The sequence below is a fragment of the Microbacterium sp. 22303 genome (assembly GCF_052045265.1).
GTDB lineage: Bacteria > Actinomycetota > Actinomycetes > Actinomycetales > Microbacteriaceae > Microbacterium.
Genome location: NZ_JBQEOQ010000002.1, coordinates 801,901 through 816,754 on the forward strand (window position 1 = coordinate 801,901; position 14,854 = coordinate 816,754).

Annotated in this window: 11 protein-coding genes; 7 read left to right on the forward strand and 4 right to left on the reverse strand. The window is 70.3% G+C overall.

Annotation, left to right across the window (positions count from 1 at the left end; all coding sequences use genetic code 11):
* Positions 1-156: 156 nt before the first annotated feature.
* Together recQ and ACTJI8_RS09355 are read left to right on the forward strand one after the other, a co-directional pair.
* Positions 157-2,184 carry a DNA helicase RecQ gene (recQ, locus tag ACTJI8_RS09350; RefSeq protein ID WP_440733147.1) on the forward strand — a complete coding sequence of 676 codons (2,028 nt, stop codon included), beginning with the start codon at positions 157-159 and terminating at the stop codon, positions 2,182-2,184.
* Between the two features lie 275 nt (positions 2,185-2,459).
* Complete coding sequence (locus ACTJI8_RS09355) at positions 2,460-5,147, forward strand: aminotransferase class I/II-fold pyridoxal phosphate-dependent enzyme (RefSeq protein WP_440733148.1); 2,688 nt, start codon at positions 2,460-2,462, stop codon at positions 5,145-5,147.
* A gap of 16 nt (positions 5,148-5,163) precedes the next feature.
* Here the strand turns inward: ACTJI8_RS09355 and ACTJI8_RS09360 are convergent, their stop codons facing one another.
* The gene (locus ACTJI8_RS09360) at positions 5,164-6,606 is read right to left on the reverse strand and encodes an MFS transporter (RefSeq protein WP_440733149.1); all 1,443 of its coding nucleotides are present in this window, start codon (positions 6,604-6,606) and stop codon (positions 5,164-5,166) included.
* A gap of 59 nt (positions 6,607-6,665) precedes the next feature.
* On the opposite strand from ACTJI8_RS09360, the gene ACTJI8_RS09365 reads away from it, so the two are divergent.
* Both ACTJI8_RS09365 and ACTJI8_RS09370 read left to right on the forward strand, forming a co-directional pair.
* Positions 6,666-7,175 carry a MarR family winged helix-turn-helix transcriptional regulator gene (locus tag ACTJI8_RS09365; RefSeq protein ID WP_440733150.1) on the forward strand — a complete coding sequence of 170 codons (510 nt, stop codon included), beginning with the start codon at positions 6,666-6,668 and terminating at the stop codon, positions 7,173-7,175.
* A 149-nt stretch (positions 7,176-7,324) separates the two neighbouring features.
* The gene (locus ACTJI8_RS09370; protein ID WP_440733151.1) at positions 7,325-9,397 is read left to right on the forward strand and encodes an acyl-CoA dehydrogenase family protein; all 2,073 of its coding nucleotides are present in this window, start codon (positions 7,325-7,327) and stop codon (positions 9,395-9,397) included.
* Between the two features lie 68 nt (positions 9,398-9,465).
* Here the strand turns inward: ACTJI8_RS09370 and ACTJI8_RS09375 are convergent, their stop codons facing one another.
* Together ACTJI8_RS09375 and ACTJI8_RS09380 are read right to left on the reverse strand one after the other, a co-directional pair.
* Positions 9,466-10,425, reverse strand: a complete 960-nt coding sequence (locus tag ACTJI8_RS09375) for a nucleoside hydrolase (RefSeq protein ID WP_440733152.1) — start codon at positions 10,423-10,425, stop codon at positions 9,466-9,468.
* Between the two features lie 42 nt (positions 10,426-10,467).
* Positions 10,468-11,856 carry an MFS transporter gene (locus ACTJI8_RS09380; RefSeq protein WP_440733153.1) on the reverse strand — a complete coding sequence of 463 codons (1,389 nt, stop codon included), beginning with the start codon at positions 11,854-11,856 and terminating at the stop codon, positions 10,468-10,470.
* A gap of 155 nt (positions 11,857-12,011) precedes the next feature.
* Here ACTJI8_RS09380 and ACTJI8_RS09385 point away from each other — a divergent pair, with 155 nt between their 5' ends.
* From ACTJI8_RS09385 to ACTJI8_RS09395, 3 genes are read left to right on the forward strand one after another with little or no spacing between them, the layout of a single operon-like run.
* Positions 12,012-12,791, forward strand: coding sequence for a GntR family transcriptional regulator (locus tag ACTJI8_RS09385; RefSeq protein WP_440733154.1), 780 nt, complete (start codon positions 12,012-12,014; stop codon positions 12,789-12,791).
* 49 nt (positions 12,792-12,840) lie between these two features.
* Positions 12,841-13,683: a PfkB family carbohydrate kinase gene (locus ACTJI8_RS09390; RefSeq protein WP_440733155.1), complete on the forward strand. Its 843-nt coding sequence runs from the start codon at positions 12,841-12,843 to the stop codon at positions 13,681-13,683.
* A 35-nt stretch (positions 13,684-13,718) separates the two neighbouring features.
* Positions 13,719-14,285: a DNA-3-methyladenine glycosylase I gene (locus tag ACTJI8_RS09395; RefSeq protein WP_440733156.1), complete on the forward strand. Its 567-nt coding sequence runs from the start codon at positions 13,719-13,721 to the stop codon at positions 14,283-14,285.
* 21 nt (positions 14,286-14,306) lie between these two features.
* On the opposite strand, the gene ACTJI8_RS09400 is transcribed toward ACTJI8_RS09395, so the two are convergent.
* A complete protein-coding gene (locus ACTJI8_RS09400) occupies positions 14,307-14,840 on the reverse strand; it encodes a hypothetical protein (protein ID WP_440733157.1) in 534 nt (177 codons plus the stop codon).
* Between the last annotated feature and the right edge of the window lie 14 nt (positions 14,841-14,854).

Here is a 14,854-nt window from a genome sequence, read left to right on the forward strand (position 1 = left end):
CAGGAAGAATCGCGGATCCGGATCCTGCGGAATTGCATTCATCCTTTCGAGTTGAGGGCAGGGCGGGCTGGAACCCGGGGGCGGGCGCAGTTGGGGGCCGGGCGAGACCTGTGGACAGCGGCCTCCGGTGTCGGCCCCGCTCGTTACGCTGGATGCATGCCCCAGAACGATCCGCGCGACCCCTATGCGGATCTGCCGTGGTCCGATGCGCCGCTGGACGACCCGTACGCCGACGTGCCGTACGCGGACGAGCCCTGGGAAGCGGCACCCCCGCCCGAGGAGGGCGAGTGGGCGGGTACCCCGGGGGCCGTTCCGCAGGGGAGCTTCCCCGTTCCGGCGGCGACGGGCGCTCCGGCACCGAGCAAGTACCCGACGCCCCTGGCCGCGCTCACCGCGGTCTACGGCTACGACGCGTTCCGCGGAGACCAGGCCGCGATCATCGACCAGGTCGTGGGCGGCGGCGACGCCGTGGTGCTCATGCCCACCGGCGGCGGCAAGAGCCTCTGCTACCAGATCCCCGCGCTCGTGCGTGAGGGCACGGGGCTCGTGGTCAGTCCGCTCATCGCGCTCATGCACGATCAGGTCGACGCTCTGCGCGCCAACGGCGTGCGCGCCGCGTACCTGAACTCGACGCAGACGGCGGCGGATCGGGCAGAGGTCGAGCGCGCGTATCTGGCAGGCGACCTCGACCTCGTCTACGTCGCGCCCGAGCGACTCTCGAACGCGCAGACCCTGGGGCTCCTGCAGCGCGGATCCCTCAGCGTCATCGCGATCGACGAGGCGCATTGCGTGTCGCAGTGGGGGCACGACTTCCGGCCGGACTACCTCGCCCTCGGCGGCCTCGCCGAGCGCTTCCCGGGCGTTCCCCGCATCGCGCTCACGGCCACCGCCACCCGCGAGACGCACCGCGAGATCACCGAGCGGCTGCACCTGCCGCAGGCGAAGCACTTCGTCGCGAGCTTCGACCGACCCAACATCCAGTACCGGATCGAGCCCAAGGTCGACGTCCGCAAGCAGCTGGTCTCGTTCATCCGCACGCAGCCCGAGGGATCCGCCGGCATCGTCTACGCGCTCAGCCGCTCCTCGGTCGAGCAGACGGCCGAGTACCTCAGCGCGCAGGGCCTGGACGCGATCCCGTACCACGCAGGTCTCGACGCCGGCACACGCGCGGCGCACCAGTCCCGGTTCCTCCGCGAGGACGGCGTGATCGTCGTCGCCACGATCGCGTTCGGCATGGGCATCGACAAGCCCGACGTGCGCTTCGTCGCGCACGTCGACCTGCCCAAGTCCGTCGAGGGCTACTACCAGGAGACCGGTCGCGCCGGCCGCGACGGCGAGCCCTCGGTCGCGTGGATGGCCTACGGCCTCGGCGACGTGGTGCAGCAGCGCCGCTTCATCCAGCAGGGCGAGGGCGACCGCGCGATCAAGCAGCGGCAGAACCAGCACCTCGACGCGATGCTCGCGCTGTGCGAGACCGTCGACTGCCGGCGGCAGAACCTGCTCGGCTACTTCGGGCAGGACTCCGGGCCGTGCGGCAACTGCGACACCTGCCTCACCCCACCCGACAGCTGGGACGGGCTCGTCCCCGCGCAGAAGCTGCTCTCCACGATCGTGCGGCTGCAGCGCGAGCGCCGCCAGTCGTTCGGCGCCGGGCATCTCATCGATATCCTCCGGGGCGCCTCCACGGAGAAGGTCCGCAAGTTCCGGCACGACGAGCTCGCCACCTACGGGATCGGATCCGATCTCGCCGATGCGCAGTGGCGCTCCGTCGTGCGGCAGCTTCTCGCGCAGGGCCTCATGCAGGCGCAGGGTGAGTACGGCACGCTCGCGGTCAACGAGGCGAGCGGCGGGGTACTGGCCGGGACGACGCCGGTGAAGCTGCGCCACGACGTGGTCACCCGTGCCGGGTCCTCCGGGGGCGGGCGCTCCGCGAAGAGGAGCGCCGCGGAGGCGCTCGCCGAGGGCGACCGCGACTTGTTCGAGGCGCTGCGCGCATGGCGGGCGCAGACCGCTCGCGAGCAGGGCGTGCCCGCGTACGTCGTGTTCGGCGACGCCACGCTGCGCGCGCTCGCCGAGCACCGCCCCGCGAAGGCCGCGGATCTGGTCGGCATCAGCGGTATCGGCGAGAAGAAGCGCGAAGCATACGGCGAGGCCGTGCTCGAGGTCATCGCGGCCGAGGGCTGATCCTCACCGCCGGCCGCCGCTGCACCGACCATCTCGGATCCCAGACGAGCGGCTCGACACGGGGCGATCGGATCCGCTTGCGGAGTGGCACGATGGGAGTCCGGCAGGGCCCGCACCACGGATCCTGCCCGCACCACACGTCGCGGTCGTCGCCGATCGCGACGGCTCGCCGCATCCCGGCGGGACCCCAGCAGCCGGTTCGAAGACGACCTCAGCGATCCGGGCCGCCGTTGCCCGCGCCGCCCTCGGCGCTCCCGCCGGAAGGGAATCCGCCGATGACCAGCACGATCGACACCGCGCACGCACCAGGCATGCCGGCGAGCACCTGGCGGCTGCGCAGCGACGCCTGGGAGTTCCTGCGCTTCGCGGTCAAGCGCCTCGCGGTCGAATCCGACGCCCGTGACGCCGTCGCCAACCGCGACGAGATCCGGCGCTCGCTGCGGGCGCTCGAGACGATCGAGCTGTACTGGGCCGGTTTCGGGCAGCGCTACGTGCGACACATCCGGGAGCTGATCGAGCAGGGCGACGCGGCCACCGCCCTGGAGCGCATCGGGCGGGTGGTGCATCGCCTGCGCGGCACGTCCGTGCCGGGCGGGACCGATCCGGTGCTCGACGAGGCCGATCTCGCCGAGCAGCAGGACGATGCCGATCCGCGCACGCGGTTCGAGGTGCTGCTCATCGACGAGACCACCCCGGCGGATCGTGACGCGATCCTGTCCGAGGGGCGACGACTGCGCACCGATGCGGACGACTTCATCTACGACTTCGTGATCGTGCCGTCGGCGGACGACGCGATCGCGGCGCTGCTCACGAACCCGAACATCCTCGCCTGCATCGTGCGGCCGGGGTTCAGCGATCGCAGCCACCAGGTGCTCAGCGGTGACCTTCAGGAGACGATCGCGCTCGCGCACGAGCAGGCGGCGATCGCGCCCGCCGCGGCGCGCAGCTCGATCCCCTCGGTGCAGCGGGTGCTGCGTCTCGCCGACACGCTGCACGCCCTGCGGCCGGAGGTCGATCTGTACCTGGTCGCCGGCGCGCACATCGAGGACCTGGCGGGAGCTCTCACGCATCGGTTCCGCCGGGTGTTCCGGCGCGAGGATCAGCTCGAGCTGCATCTGTCGCTGCTGCGCCGGGTCTCGCACCTCTACGACGCGCCGTTCTTCGCGGCGATCCAGAACCACGCCCGCCGCCCGGTCGGGGTGTTCCACGCCCTGCCGGTGGGACGAGGCGGATCCGTCGTCACCTCGAAGTGGATCCGTGATCTCGCCGACTTCTACGGCATGAATCTCCTGCTCGCCGAGACCTCGGCGACATCCGGAGGATTGGACTCGCTGCTCGCACCGACCGGGGCGATCAAGAAGGCGCAGGATCTGGCGGCGCGGGCGTTCGGGGCGCAGCGCACCTTCCTCGTCACCAACGGCACGTCCACGGCGAACAAGATCGTGCACCAGGCCCTGGTGGAGCCGGACGACGTGGTGCTCGTCGACCGCAACTGCCACAAGTCGCACCACCATGCGCTCATGCTGACCGGCGGACGCACCGCATATCTCGAGGCGTATCCCCTCGACGACTTCGCGTTCTACGGTGCGGTGCCGCTGGAGCGGATCAAGCGACTGCTCCTCGACTACCGTGCCGCGGGCCGGCTGCACGAGGTGCACATGATCACGCTGACGAACTGCACGTTCGACGGCATCGTGTACGACCCGGCTCGCGTGATGTCGGAGTGCCTCGCGATCAAGCCCGACCTGGTCTTCCTCTGGGACGAGGCGTGGTTCGCGTTCGCGGCGTTCCACCCGGTGACCCGGCAGCGCACGGCGATGGCCTCGGCCAAGCGCCTCGAAGAGCGGCTGCGCTCGACCGCGCACGCGGCGGCGTACCGTGCGCAGCGTGCGCGGCTGTCCGACGCGGAGACCGGCGAACCGCAGGACGACGAGGCGTGGATGCGGGAGGAGCTGATCCCCTCGCCCGACGCGCGGATCAGGGTCTATGCGACGCAGTCGACGCACAAGACGCTGACCTCGCTGCGCCAGGGATCCATGATCCACGTCTACGACCAGGACTGGGCGCTCGAAGCGGAGTACGCCTTCCACGAGGCGTTCATGACGCACACCTCGACCTCGCCGAACTACCAGATCCTCGCCTCGCTCGACCTCGGCCGACGCCAGGTCGAGCTCGAAGGCTTCGAGCTCGTGCAGCGCCAGCTCGACCTCGCGACCAGCCTCGCCCAGTCCGTCGCTCGGCACCCGCTGCTGCGTCGCACCTTCCGCGTGCTCACGATGCGCGATCTGATCCCGCCGGAGCACCGTCGCACCACCCGGCCGATGCCGCTGCGCGACGGTCTCGCCGCGATGTGGCGGGCCTGGCGCGATGACGAGTTCGTGATCGACCCCAGCCGGGTCACGATCGAGATCACGCGCACGGGCGTCGACGGCGACACCTTCAAGCACACGCACCTCATGGATCAGTACGGGATCCAGGTCAACAAGACGAGCCGCAACACGGTGCTGTTCATGACGAACATCGGCACCTCCCGCAGCGCGATCGCCTACCTTATCGAAGTTCTGGTGAAGCTCGCCGAGCGGTTCGAGCGAGATCGTGCGACGCAAGGCCTTCCCGAAGTTCGCGCCGAGGACGATCCGATGCCGCCGCTGCCGGACTTCAGCGCGTTCGCGCCGGCCTATGCGCACCCCTCGGGCCTGCCGGACGGCGATCTGCGCGGCGCGTTCTACGACGGGCAGCGGCGCGGTCTGATCGAGTACGCGACGCCCGACGATCTGCGCGAACGGGTCGCGCGAGGGGAGCAGCCGGTCTCGGCGGGCTTCGTGACGCCGTACCCTCCCGGCTTCCCCGTGCTCGTGCCGGGCCAGATCGTCACCGCGGAGGTGCTCGAGTTCATGGCCGCGCTCGACACGCGGGAGATCCACGGCTTTGACGCGGCTCGTGGCTACCGGCTGATCCGCTGAGGCGTCGCTGATCCGCTTACCCGACGAGCTCCGCCTCCGCGGCGCCGTGCACGTCCTCCCTGCCCGTGCGCGGGAACGCGAAGCTCACCGCGAAGAACACCGTGAGCATGATCGCCGGCACGATGAGCGTGTGCTGAAATGCTTGCGACGGGGATCCCGACCCCAGGCCGTCGTAGAAGAGCGACACGAAGATCGCGACGCCGACCGCGCTCGCGATCGCCTGCACGGCGCTCAGCACGCCGGAGGCGGATCCGATCTCGTCGTCCTCGACCGCGGCGAGGATGGTGCTGAACAGGGCGGCGATGATCGCGCCGCCGCCCGCGCCGAACAGCACGATGCCGGGGACGATGCCCCAGATGCTGAAGGTGCCGCCCTGCTGCAGTTCGAACCAGAGCAGCGCGGTCCCGGCGAGCTGGGACACCGCCCCCAGCTGCAGCACGGAGCGGCCGATCTTCTCCGCCAGCCACGCACCGCTGATCGCGCCGCCGATCGCGGATCCGATCGCGAGCGGGAGGTTGCCGAGCCCGGCCTCACCCGCGGTGAACCCGTTGCCGTTCTGCAGGAAGAGAGTCAGCACGAGCTGCGTGCCGGTGAGGCTGCTGAAGAACAGTGCGATGCCGACGAGCCCCAGGCTGTATGCGCGCCGGGTGAACATCGTCGCGGTGACCAGCGGCACTCCGCCCTGGTGCAGCAGGCGCTGCTGCTGCCAGCCGAACAGGACGAATCCGACGCCGCCGACGCCGACGCAGAACCAGGCCCACACCGGCCAGTTCTGCTCCGGGCCGAAGGTCAGCGCGAGCACCAGCAGGCCGGAGGAGCCGATGATGATGGCGGCGCCGACCGGGTCGATCGTGACCTCCCGGTCTCCGGAACGCCGCGGCAGGATTCGCCACGCCACGATCAGCGCGACCACGCCGATCGGCACGTTGACGAGGAAGACCGAACGCCAGCCGCTGCCGAAGAGGTCTGCCTCGATCAGCCCGCCGCCGATGATCGGCCCCAGGATGCCGCCGAGGCCGAGTGCCGGCCCGAAGACGCCGAATGCGGTGGCCAGTTCGGCGCCGGACAGGTTCTCGCGGAGCAGTCCGAGCCCCTGGGGGAGCAGGAGCGCGCCTGCCGCACCCTGGATCAGGCGGAACGCGATGAGGATCTCGGGGCTCGGGGCCAGCGCACACAGCAGCGATGCGAGGGTGAACGCGGCGAGCCCCAGCAGGAACATCCGGCGCCGTCCGTACCGGTCGCCGAGCCGTCCGCCGAGGACCAGGCCCGCGCCGAGGGCGAGCGCGTAGCCTCCGATCACCCATTGCAGGGCGAGCGGGGTCACGCCCAGGGAGGACTCGAGTGATGGACCGGCGACGTTGACGATCGTCGCATCGAGCATGTCCATGATCTCGGCGGTGAGCATCACGCCGAGGATCGCCCAGCGCCAGCGGTAGGGGGCGGCGGTCGCTTCGGGCATGTCATCTCAATTCTTGATTATCAATCAGATTAGCAATAATGAGTATTAGCATGCAGGATATGGATGTCAAACCGGATCCGATCGATACCGCGCCGCCGCTCGTCTACGACCCGGCGCGCCGGCACGAGGCCGGATCTGCGGCGGAGCAGGACATCAGGGCGCGTGTGCAGCAGCTCACCATGCGGCAGCAGCGCTTCGAGCGGGCCATCGCGAAGCGCCTCGAGCTGGACGCAGTCGGCCTCGAAGCCCTGGATCACCTCATCTCCGGCGGCCCGACGACCCCGACCGAACTCGCGCATCGTGTGGAGGTCTCGACGGCGGCCATGACCCTCGTGCTCAACCGCCTGGAGGATCGCGGGCACGTGCGCCGCGAACGCCATCCCTCCGACGGACGCAAGCTCATCGTGACGGCATCGGACGAGGCCGCCACCGCCGCGCGACAGCTGGTCGCGCCGTTGATCGTCGCGGTCGAGGGCGTGATCGCGGCGATGAGCGATGGCGAGCGTGCCGTGGTGTCGCGGTTCCTCGACGAGCTCGTCGACGCCTACGACCGCTCCACGCCGGACTGAGGCGTCCCGACCCGGTGTCCTGTGGGGAGGCGACAATCGGGCCGTTCCCCGTCGCCCGGGTCGCTTAGCAGAAGTCCACAGCCGCCTTCGCCCCACGTTGTGTCAGACCTACCATGAAGACATCCCCGAAACCTCACGAGAGGATCCTCATGGTCGACGCCGCCCTTCGGACGAACGCCGCGAACAGCGCTGACAACAGCTCGGACGACACCGCGACGCGCATCGACGTCGACGCGGTCGGCGACCTGCTGCTGGGCACCTGGGCGGACACCCGCCGCGAGGCGCGCGAGATGATCAAGGACCCCGCGTTCTGGCGCGATGACTCGCTCGGCAAGGACGAGCACCGCGAGCGCGTGCTGAGCCAGATGCACCTCCTGGTGCAGAACAAGGCCGTGCACCGCGCCTTCCCGAAGCGCCTCGGCGGCGAAGAGAACAACGGCGGCAACATCGCCGGGTTCGAGGAGCTGGTGTCCGCAGACCCCAGCCTGCAGATCAAGTCGGGCGTGCAGTGGGGTCTGTTCGGATCCGCGGTGCTGCAGCTCGGCACCGCCGAGCACCACGACGCGTGGCTCCCGGGCATCATGAGCCTCGAGATCCCTGGCGCCTTCGCGATGACCGAGATCGGGCACGGATCCGACGTCGCCTCGATCGGCACGACGGCGACGTACGACCCCGCAACCGAGGAGTTCGTCATCAACACGCCGTTCCGCGCGGCGACCAAGGAATACCTCGGCAACGCGGCGCTGCACGGTGTGGCGGCGACCGTGTTCGCACAGCTCATCACGAACGGCGTGAACCATGGCGTGCACTGCTTCTACGTGCCGCTGCGCGGCGAGGACGGGGTGGATCTGCCCGGCATCGGCCGCGAGGACGACGGCCTCAAGGGTGGTCTGAACGGCATCGACAACGGCCGGCTCAGCTTCGACCACGTGCGGATCCCGCGCACCAACCTGCTGAACCGCTACGGCGACGTCGCGGTCGATGGCACCTACTCCAGCGCCATCGACAGCCCCGGCCGCCGTTTCTTCACGATGCTCGGCACGCTGGTGCAGGGCCGCGTCTCGCTCGATGGCGCCGCCTCGTGGGCTTCGGCGCTCGGGCTGGACATCGCGATCACCTACGCCACCCAGCGCCGCCAGTTCAACGGCGCCGACGGCTCGGAGACCACGCTGCTCGACTACGGCAAGCACCAGCGCCGCCTGCTGCCGCGCCTCGCGACCACCTACGCGCAGCTGTTCGCGCACGACGAGTTCCTGCAGAAGTTCGACGGGGTCTTCTCCGGGCGCACCGACACCCCGCAGGACCGCGAGGACCTGGAGACCCTGGCCGCGGCGCTCAAGCCGCTGTCGACCTGGCACGCCCTGGACACCCTGCAGGAATGCCGCGAGGCGTGCGGCGGTGCGGGCTTCATGTTCGAGAACCGCTTCGTGGGGCTGCGCGCCGACCTCGACATCTACGTCACCTTCGAGGGCGACAACAACATCCTGCTTCAGCTCGTCGGCAAGCGTCTGCTCACCGACTTCGCCCGGCAGTTCAAGGGCGCCGACGCCAAGACGCTCGCGAAGTACGCCGTCGGCCAGACCGCGGGCCGGGTGTTCCACGGCGCGGGGCTCCGCCAGTTCGGGCAGGCCGTCGCGGATCTCGGATCCACGGCCCGCTCGGTCGAGAACGGCCTGCGCGCCGAGCAGCAGCACGAGCTGCTCACCGACCGCGTGCAGCAGATGGTCGCCGACATCGCCGGGCGTCTGCGTGCGGCCGGCAAGGACAAGGTGCTCGGCGAGAAGCTGTTCAACGAGAACCAGGCCGAGCTCATCGAGGCGGCAAGGGCTCACGGCGAGCTGCTGCAGTGGGAGGCGTTCACCGACGCCCTCGGCCGCATCGAGGACGAGGACAGCAGGACCGTGCTCACCTGGCTGCGCGACCTGTTCGGCCTGCAGCTCGTCGAGAAGCACCTCGCCTGGTACCTCATCAACGGCCGCCTCTCAGCACAGCGTGCCGCATCGGTCTCCCGCTACATCGACCGGCTCTGCGCACGCCTGCGTCCGCACGCGCTCGACCTGGTGAACGCGTTCGGCTACGAGCCCGAGCACCTGCGCGCCCCCCTCGCCTCCGGCGCGGAGCAGATCCGCCAGGACGAGGCCCGCGCGTACTACGCCGAGCTCAAGGCCTCGGGCGAGGCGCCCGTCGACGAGAAGGCGCTGAAGAAGGCCCGCCAGCTGTAAGCCCGGCGCACGCAGAAGAGGTCCGGATCCCGGGTGGGAACCGGACCTCTTCGCATGACTTCTTCGCGTCAGGCCCCGGCGACGCGCTGCGCCAGGTGGTCCGCGAGCGGAGCGTCGGTGCCGAGCACCACGCGCACGGTCGCGCCGTCGTGGTCGCGGACGCCCTGGCGCTGGCCGCGCAGGTCGAACACGGTCTGACCGCGGCCTGGGCCGTCGGTCGTGTCGACCACGGCGGGAACCGCGGGCGCGACCGTGGGGAGCACGTGGCCGACCGCGATCGCCGCAGCAAGCGGGTCATGCAGGGCGCTGCACCGGCGGCCGTAGGTCGCGCGGTAGAACTCCATGTAGAAGTCGAGCATCGCGGCGACGGCGCGCGCGACGGGGGATCCGGATGCGGCGAGCTGCTCGCGGTGCGACTCCTCGAACACGTTCTCCATGGTCACGTCCAGCGGCACGACCACGACCGGCCAGCCCGCAGCGAACACCGCGTCGGCGGCCTCGGGATCGTTGCCGATGTTCGCCTCGGCGACCGCGGTGATGTTGCCCGGTACGAGCGCCGCCCCGCCCATGAGCGTGACCCGGGCAACACGGGAGGGAAGGGTCGGATCCTGCTCGAGCGCGGCGGCGAGGTTCGTCAGCGGGCCGACCGCGAGCACCTCCAGGGATCCGGCGTGCTCGTGCGAGAGCCGGATGAGCAGGTCGGCAGCGGTGCCGTCCTCGACTGCGCGGGCGGGTTCGGGCAGCGACACGCCGCCGACGCCGTCGTCGCCGTGTACGTGCGGCGCCCCGCCGTCGTACTCGTGGGTGAGGAAGTCGTGCCGCCCCACAGCCACCGGAACGTCGTCGCGCTCGGCGAGGGCGAGCAGGCCCAGGGTGTTGCGCGCAGCCTGTGCCGAGGACGTGTTGCCGCTGACCGTGCCGATGCCACGGAGCGCGATCTCGGGCGACGCCAGCAGATACGCCAGGGCGAGCGAGTCGTCGATGCCGGTGTCGCAGTCGAAGTACAGCGGGGCAGGGGTGTCGGTCATCGGATCCTCCTCGGGATGCGGATGCGGGGCGGGTGGAGAGGGTCAGTCGGTCTTGGCGATCAGGAACAGGCTCGCGACGAGGGCGAGCACGCTGATCCCCACCGAGATCCACAGTGCCAGGACGACGTTGCCGGACACGACGAACGGCGCGACGATCGCGATGCCGAGGCTCGCTCCGAAGCCGAACGCGGCGCCGTTCATGCTCGGCAGGATCGCCGGAGCCTCGCTCGGCGACTGCAGCACTCCGAGGCCGTTCGCGGTGGTGAGCACGACCCCGTTGTAGGCGACTCCGAGCACCGTGAACATGGCGAACACCGTCCACGGGCTGAACGGGAACAGCGCGACCACGACGAGCGCCGCGATCGAGAGCACCAGGCCGATCCGCAGCATCGGGATCCACCCGAAGCGGCCCGCGAGCCAACCCGAGAGCGGGGCGGCGGCGAGGCCGATCAGCGCTGGTGGGGTGAGGTACAGCAGGGCGGAGGTCGATGCGTTCAGGCCGTAGCCGACGGTCTGGTTCTGGCTGAGGATCACGATCGTGAAGTTGATCACGGCGAACACGCTCGACAGGGTCAGCACGGTGACGGCGAGCACCGGCCACACCTCGCGCGAGCGCAGGTGCTGCACGGCGACGAGCGGGGTAAGGCGGCGCTTCTCGATGGCGACAAAGGCGAGCAGCGCCACGACGGTGCCGGCGAGGAAGAGCAGCGTGAGCGGGGCGAGCCAGCCCTGGCGGGATCCGGTCGAGACGAAGTAGGTGAGGCAGATCAGGCCGAGCGAGAGCGCGCCGGCGCCCCACCAGTCCATGCGCCCCGTCGAAGACGGCTCGCCATCGCGCGGCACGGCGAGGGCGACGCACGCGATCGCGACCACGGCGACCACCAGGATCACGACGAACAGCGAACGGAATCCGAAGGCGTCGGCGAGGAGGCCTCCGATCCAGCCGTCCACTCCGCCCACGCCGCCGTTGATCGCGGTGAGGATCCCGAGCACGGTCGGGAAGACGGCGGCCGGGAGGGTCTCGGCGAGGATCACGTAGGAGATCTGGAACGCGGCGCTGGAGGCTCCCTGCAGCACCCGGCCCAGCAGCAGCACCGGCAGGTTCGGCGAGACAAGGCAGAGCACCGTGCCGAGCACGATGAGCGCGAGCACGATCAGCAGTGCGCGCTTGCGGCCGATGAAGTCGCTCCAGCGCGCCAGCACGATCCCGCCGACGGCGCCGGCGAGGAAGAACAGCGAGGACACCTGCGAGACGGCGTCCATCGGCGCACCCAGTTGCTTCGCGATGTCGGGCAGGGCGGGGCTGATCATGCTCGAGTTCAGCTGGAACGCGACGACCGTGAGGATCAGGGTCGCCACGAGCAGGACGGATCGGCCGCCGCGGATCGGCTCCGGACGGTCGAGCGCCGCAGGCGCGGGAGAGAGCTGCACAGTGACTCCTTCGTCAAGGAAGGGAGCATCGCTCCCTTGGGTTATATGATGTTATACCTCTCAGGTAGAACATCTGCAAGCGTGACAGGTTCATGCTTGAATGAACGGCGAGCACGGCCCGATCGCGGCCGGAGACGCGCGGTGGAGGAGATCCGATGACGGACGTCGAACAGTTCCTGGCCCGGCCGCTGACCGCCCCGGTGGGCCAGCCGCTGCGCGTCGCCGTGTACTCGCGCTTGGCCGACGGCATCAGGTCCGGCGTCTTCTCCCTGGGGTCGGCGCTGCCACGGGAGACCGAGCTCTGCGTATCACTGGGGGTGTCGCGCACGGTCGTCCGCGAGGCCCTCATGCTGCTCGAGGAGGACGGCCTCATCACCACCCGGCGCGGAATCGGCCGCTTCGTCGCGGAGGACCTGCCCAGGGTCGGCCTGGAAGAGCTGCGACCCCTCGAGGCAGCGCTCGCCGAGGGCGGCGAGGACATCAGCGTCCGCCAGCTCGAGTTCGTCGTGCAGCCCACCACCGACTACGTGTCGGGGCACCTTGGTCTCGACGACGCGGCGAATACCTGGTTCCGCGAGAGCGTGATCGAGCGAGGCGGCGAGCCGATCGCGATCCTGCAGGAGCACCTGCCCGCGGGCCGCTATCTCACCGACGCGAGTCCGCAGATCGCGGCCGTCGTCGAAGAGGCGGCGGCGGATCCGTCGAGCCTCATGACCGCCCTCGCCGCGCGCGGTGCCGTCTTCGGATCCGGCGTATGCGGGATCACCGTGAACGTGGTGGGCCGCTCGCGCGGCGCGCTGCTGGGGCTCAAGCCCGGCGATCCCGTGCTCATCCTCACGCAGACCGCCTCGACCGGCGGCGTCCCCGTCTACCTCGCCAAGTGCATCGTGTCAGGCAGGGCCGGCATGCTGTCGGTCGTGCAGACCGCGCAGTGACCGGGCGCCCCCTCCTCGCGATCCTCGCCCTTCCGGAACTGGAGTCCTCATGACCGCGCCTCTCGCGCTCGCCGTCGTCGGCAGCATCAACGTCGATCTCACGGCCCGTACGGCCCGCCTCCCGGAGCCGGGCGAGACCATCGGCGGAGGGCGGCTGTCCCGCGAGGCCGGAGGGAAGGGGGCCAATCAGGCCGCTGCGGCCGCGCGCCTCGGCGCCGCGGTGCGGATGGTCGGCGCGGTCGGCCCCGATGCCGACGGCGCCTGGATGATCGACGAGCTGGCCGCGGCCGGCGTCGACACGAACGCTGTGCGCCGCGGGGAGGAGTCCACCGGAGTGGCGCTCATCGTCGTGGACGCGGCGGGCGAGAACCAGATCGCCGTGTGCGAGGGCGCCAACGGCGAGGTGAGCCTGGACGGTGTCGTCTTCGGATCCGACGAGGCGGTGCTCGCGCAGCTGGAGATCTCGATGGACGTGATCGTCGCGCTCTCCGCGGCCGCACGCGGGTACCTCGCCGTCAATGCGGCTCCGGCGCTCGAACTCCCCGCCGCCGTGATCGGGCGTGCCGACCTCATCATCGTGAACGAGACCGAGTACGCGCTGCTGCCCGCGCTGCGCACCGCCCGCCGAGTCGCCGTGACCTATGGCGGCGAGGGCGCGAAGCTGTTCGAGCGCGGTGAGCTCGTGGCCGCGGCGCCCGCGGTGAAGACCACGGTCGTGAACAGTGTCGGCGCCGGCGATGCGTTCTGCGCCGCCCTCACGATCGGGCTCGCCTCCGGCGTCGACCCGCAGCGCGCCCTGTCGGCGGCCTGCGCGGTGGGTGCGGCGGCCGTCGCGGATCCGCGGTCGCAGCCGCTGCTCTCGCACCTCGCGGAGTACCTGCCTGCGGAGTGAGTCCGAGTGTCGGCGCCCGCGCCTACCCTGGATCCATGACGACGCCCCTCGCCGATGACCGTCCACGCTGCGCATGGGCGGGGGACGACCCCGAGTACCGCCGCTACCACGACGAGGAATGGGGCCGGCCGCTGCACGGCGACCGCGCGCTGTTCGAGAAGATGTCGCTGGAGGGGTTCCAGGCGGGGCTGAGCTGGATCACGATCCTGCGCAAGCGCCCGCGGTTCCGTGAGGTGTTCGCGGGCTTCGATCCCGCCGTGGTCGCCGATTTCGGTGAGGATGACATCGCCCGGCTCATGGCCGACGCCGGCATCATCCGTAATCGCGCGAAGATCGAGGCGACGATCGGCAACGCTGCCCTCGTGCGGGAGATGGCCGACGGCGAACTCGACGCGCTGATGTGGTCGTTCGCCCCGTCCGCCGCCCGCGCGCGCCCTCGGCTCATGTCCGAGATCCCCGCCGTGACCCCCGAGTCGGAGGCGATGAGCAAGACCCTCCGCAAGCGCGGGTTCCGCTTCGTCGGCCCCACCACGATGTACGCGCTCATGCAGTCGGCCGGCATGGTCGACGACCACCTCGAGGGGTGCTGGCGCGCGGCGTGAGAGCCGCTGCCGCGGCGCGGGTCAGGAAGCGGGATCCGCTGCAGCGTCCGGCTTGCGGTACGCCTGGCGCATGTGGTCGCTGGTGAGGAAGTCGGCGACGCCGATCATGATGAGACTGAACACGATCTGCTCGGTCACCATCCAGGCCGGATACAGTCCGGGGATCGCCGCCATCACGAGCGTGATGACCGGGAAGATCTGGGCGAACAGCCGCAGCCGCTGATACGCCCAGCGCCATCCCAGTGCCGCGCGCCAGGCGAAGTAGAAGAGTGTGACGGTCATCGCGAGCACGATGAGCGCGCGCATCCACACGGCGAACGGCACCGCGCCGATCGAGCCCGCCTGCGCGGCGATCACGACGGCGACGATGACCGCGGCGATGCCGATGAGCAGCTCCACGGCGAGCAGCCAGAACACCCACCGGAACGCGCGGACCGTGCGGTGATGGTTGCGGTCCGATTCGACGATCTTCTCGTGCGCGTTTCGGCCGCCGGCCAAGCGGTCCACGCGCAGCAGCAGCGGCTCCACGCGGCGCAGCACAGGGTCGAGGAACATGCCTCGAGCGTACG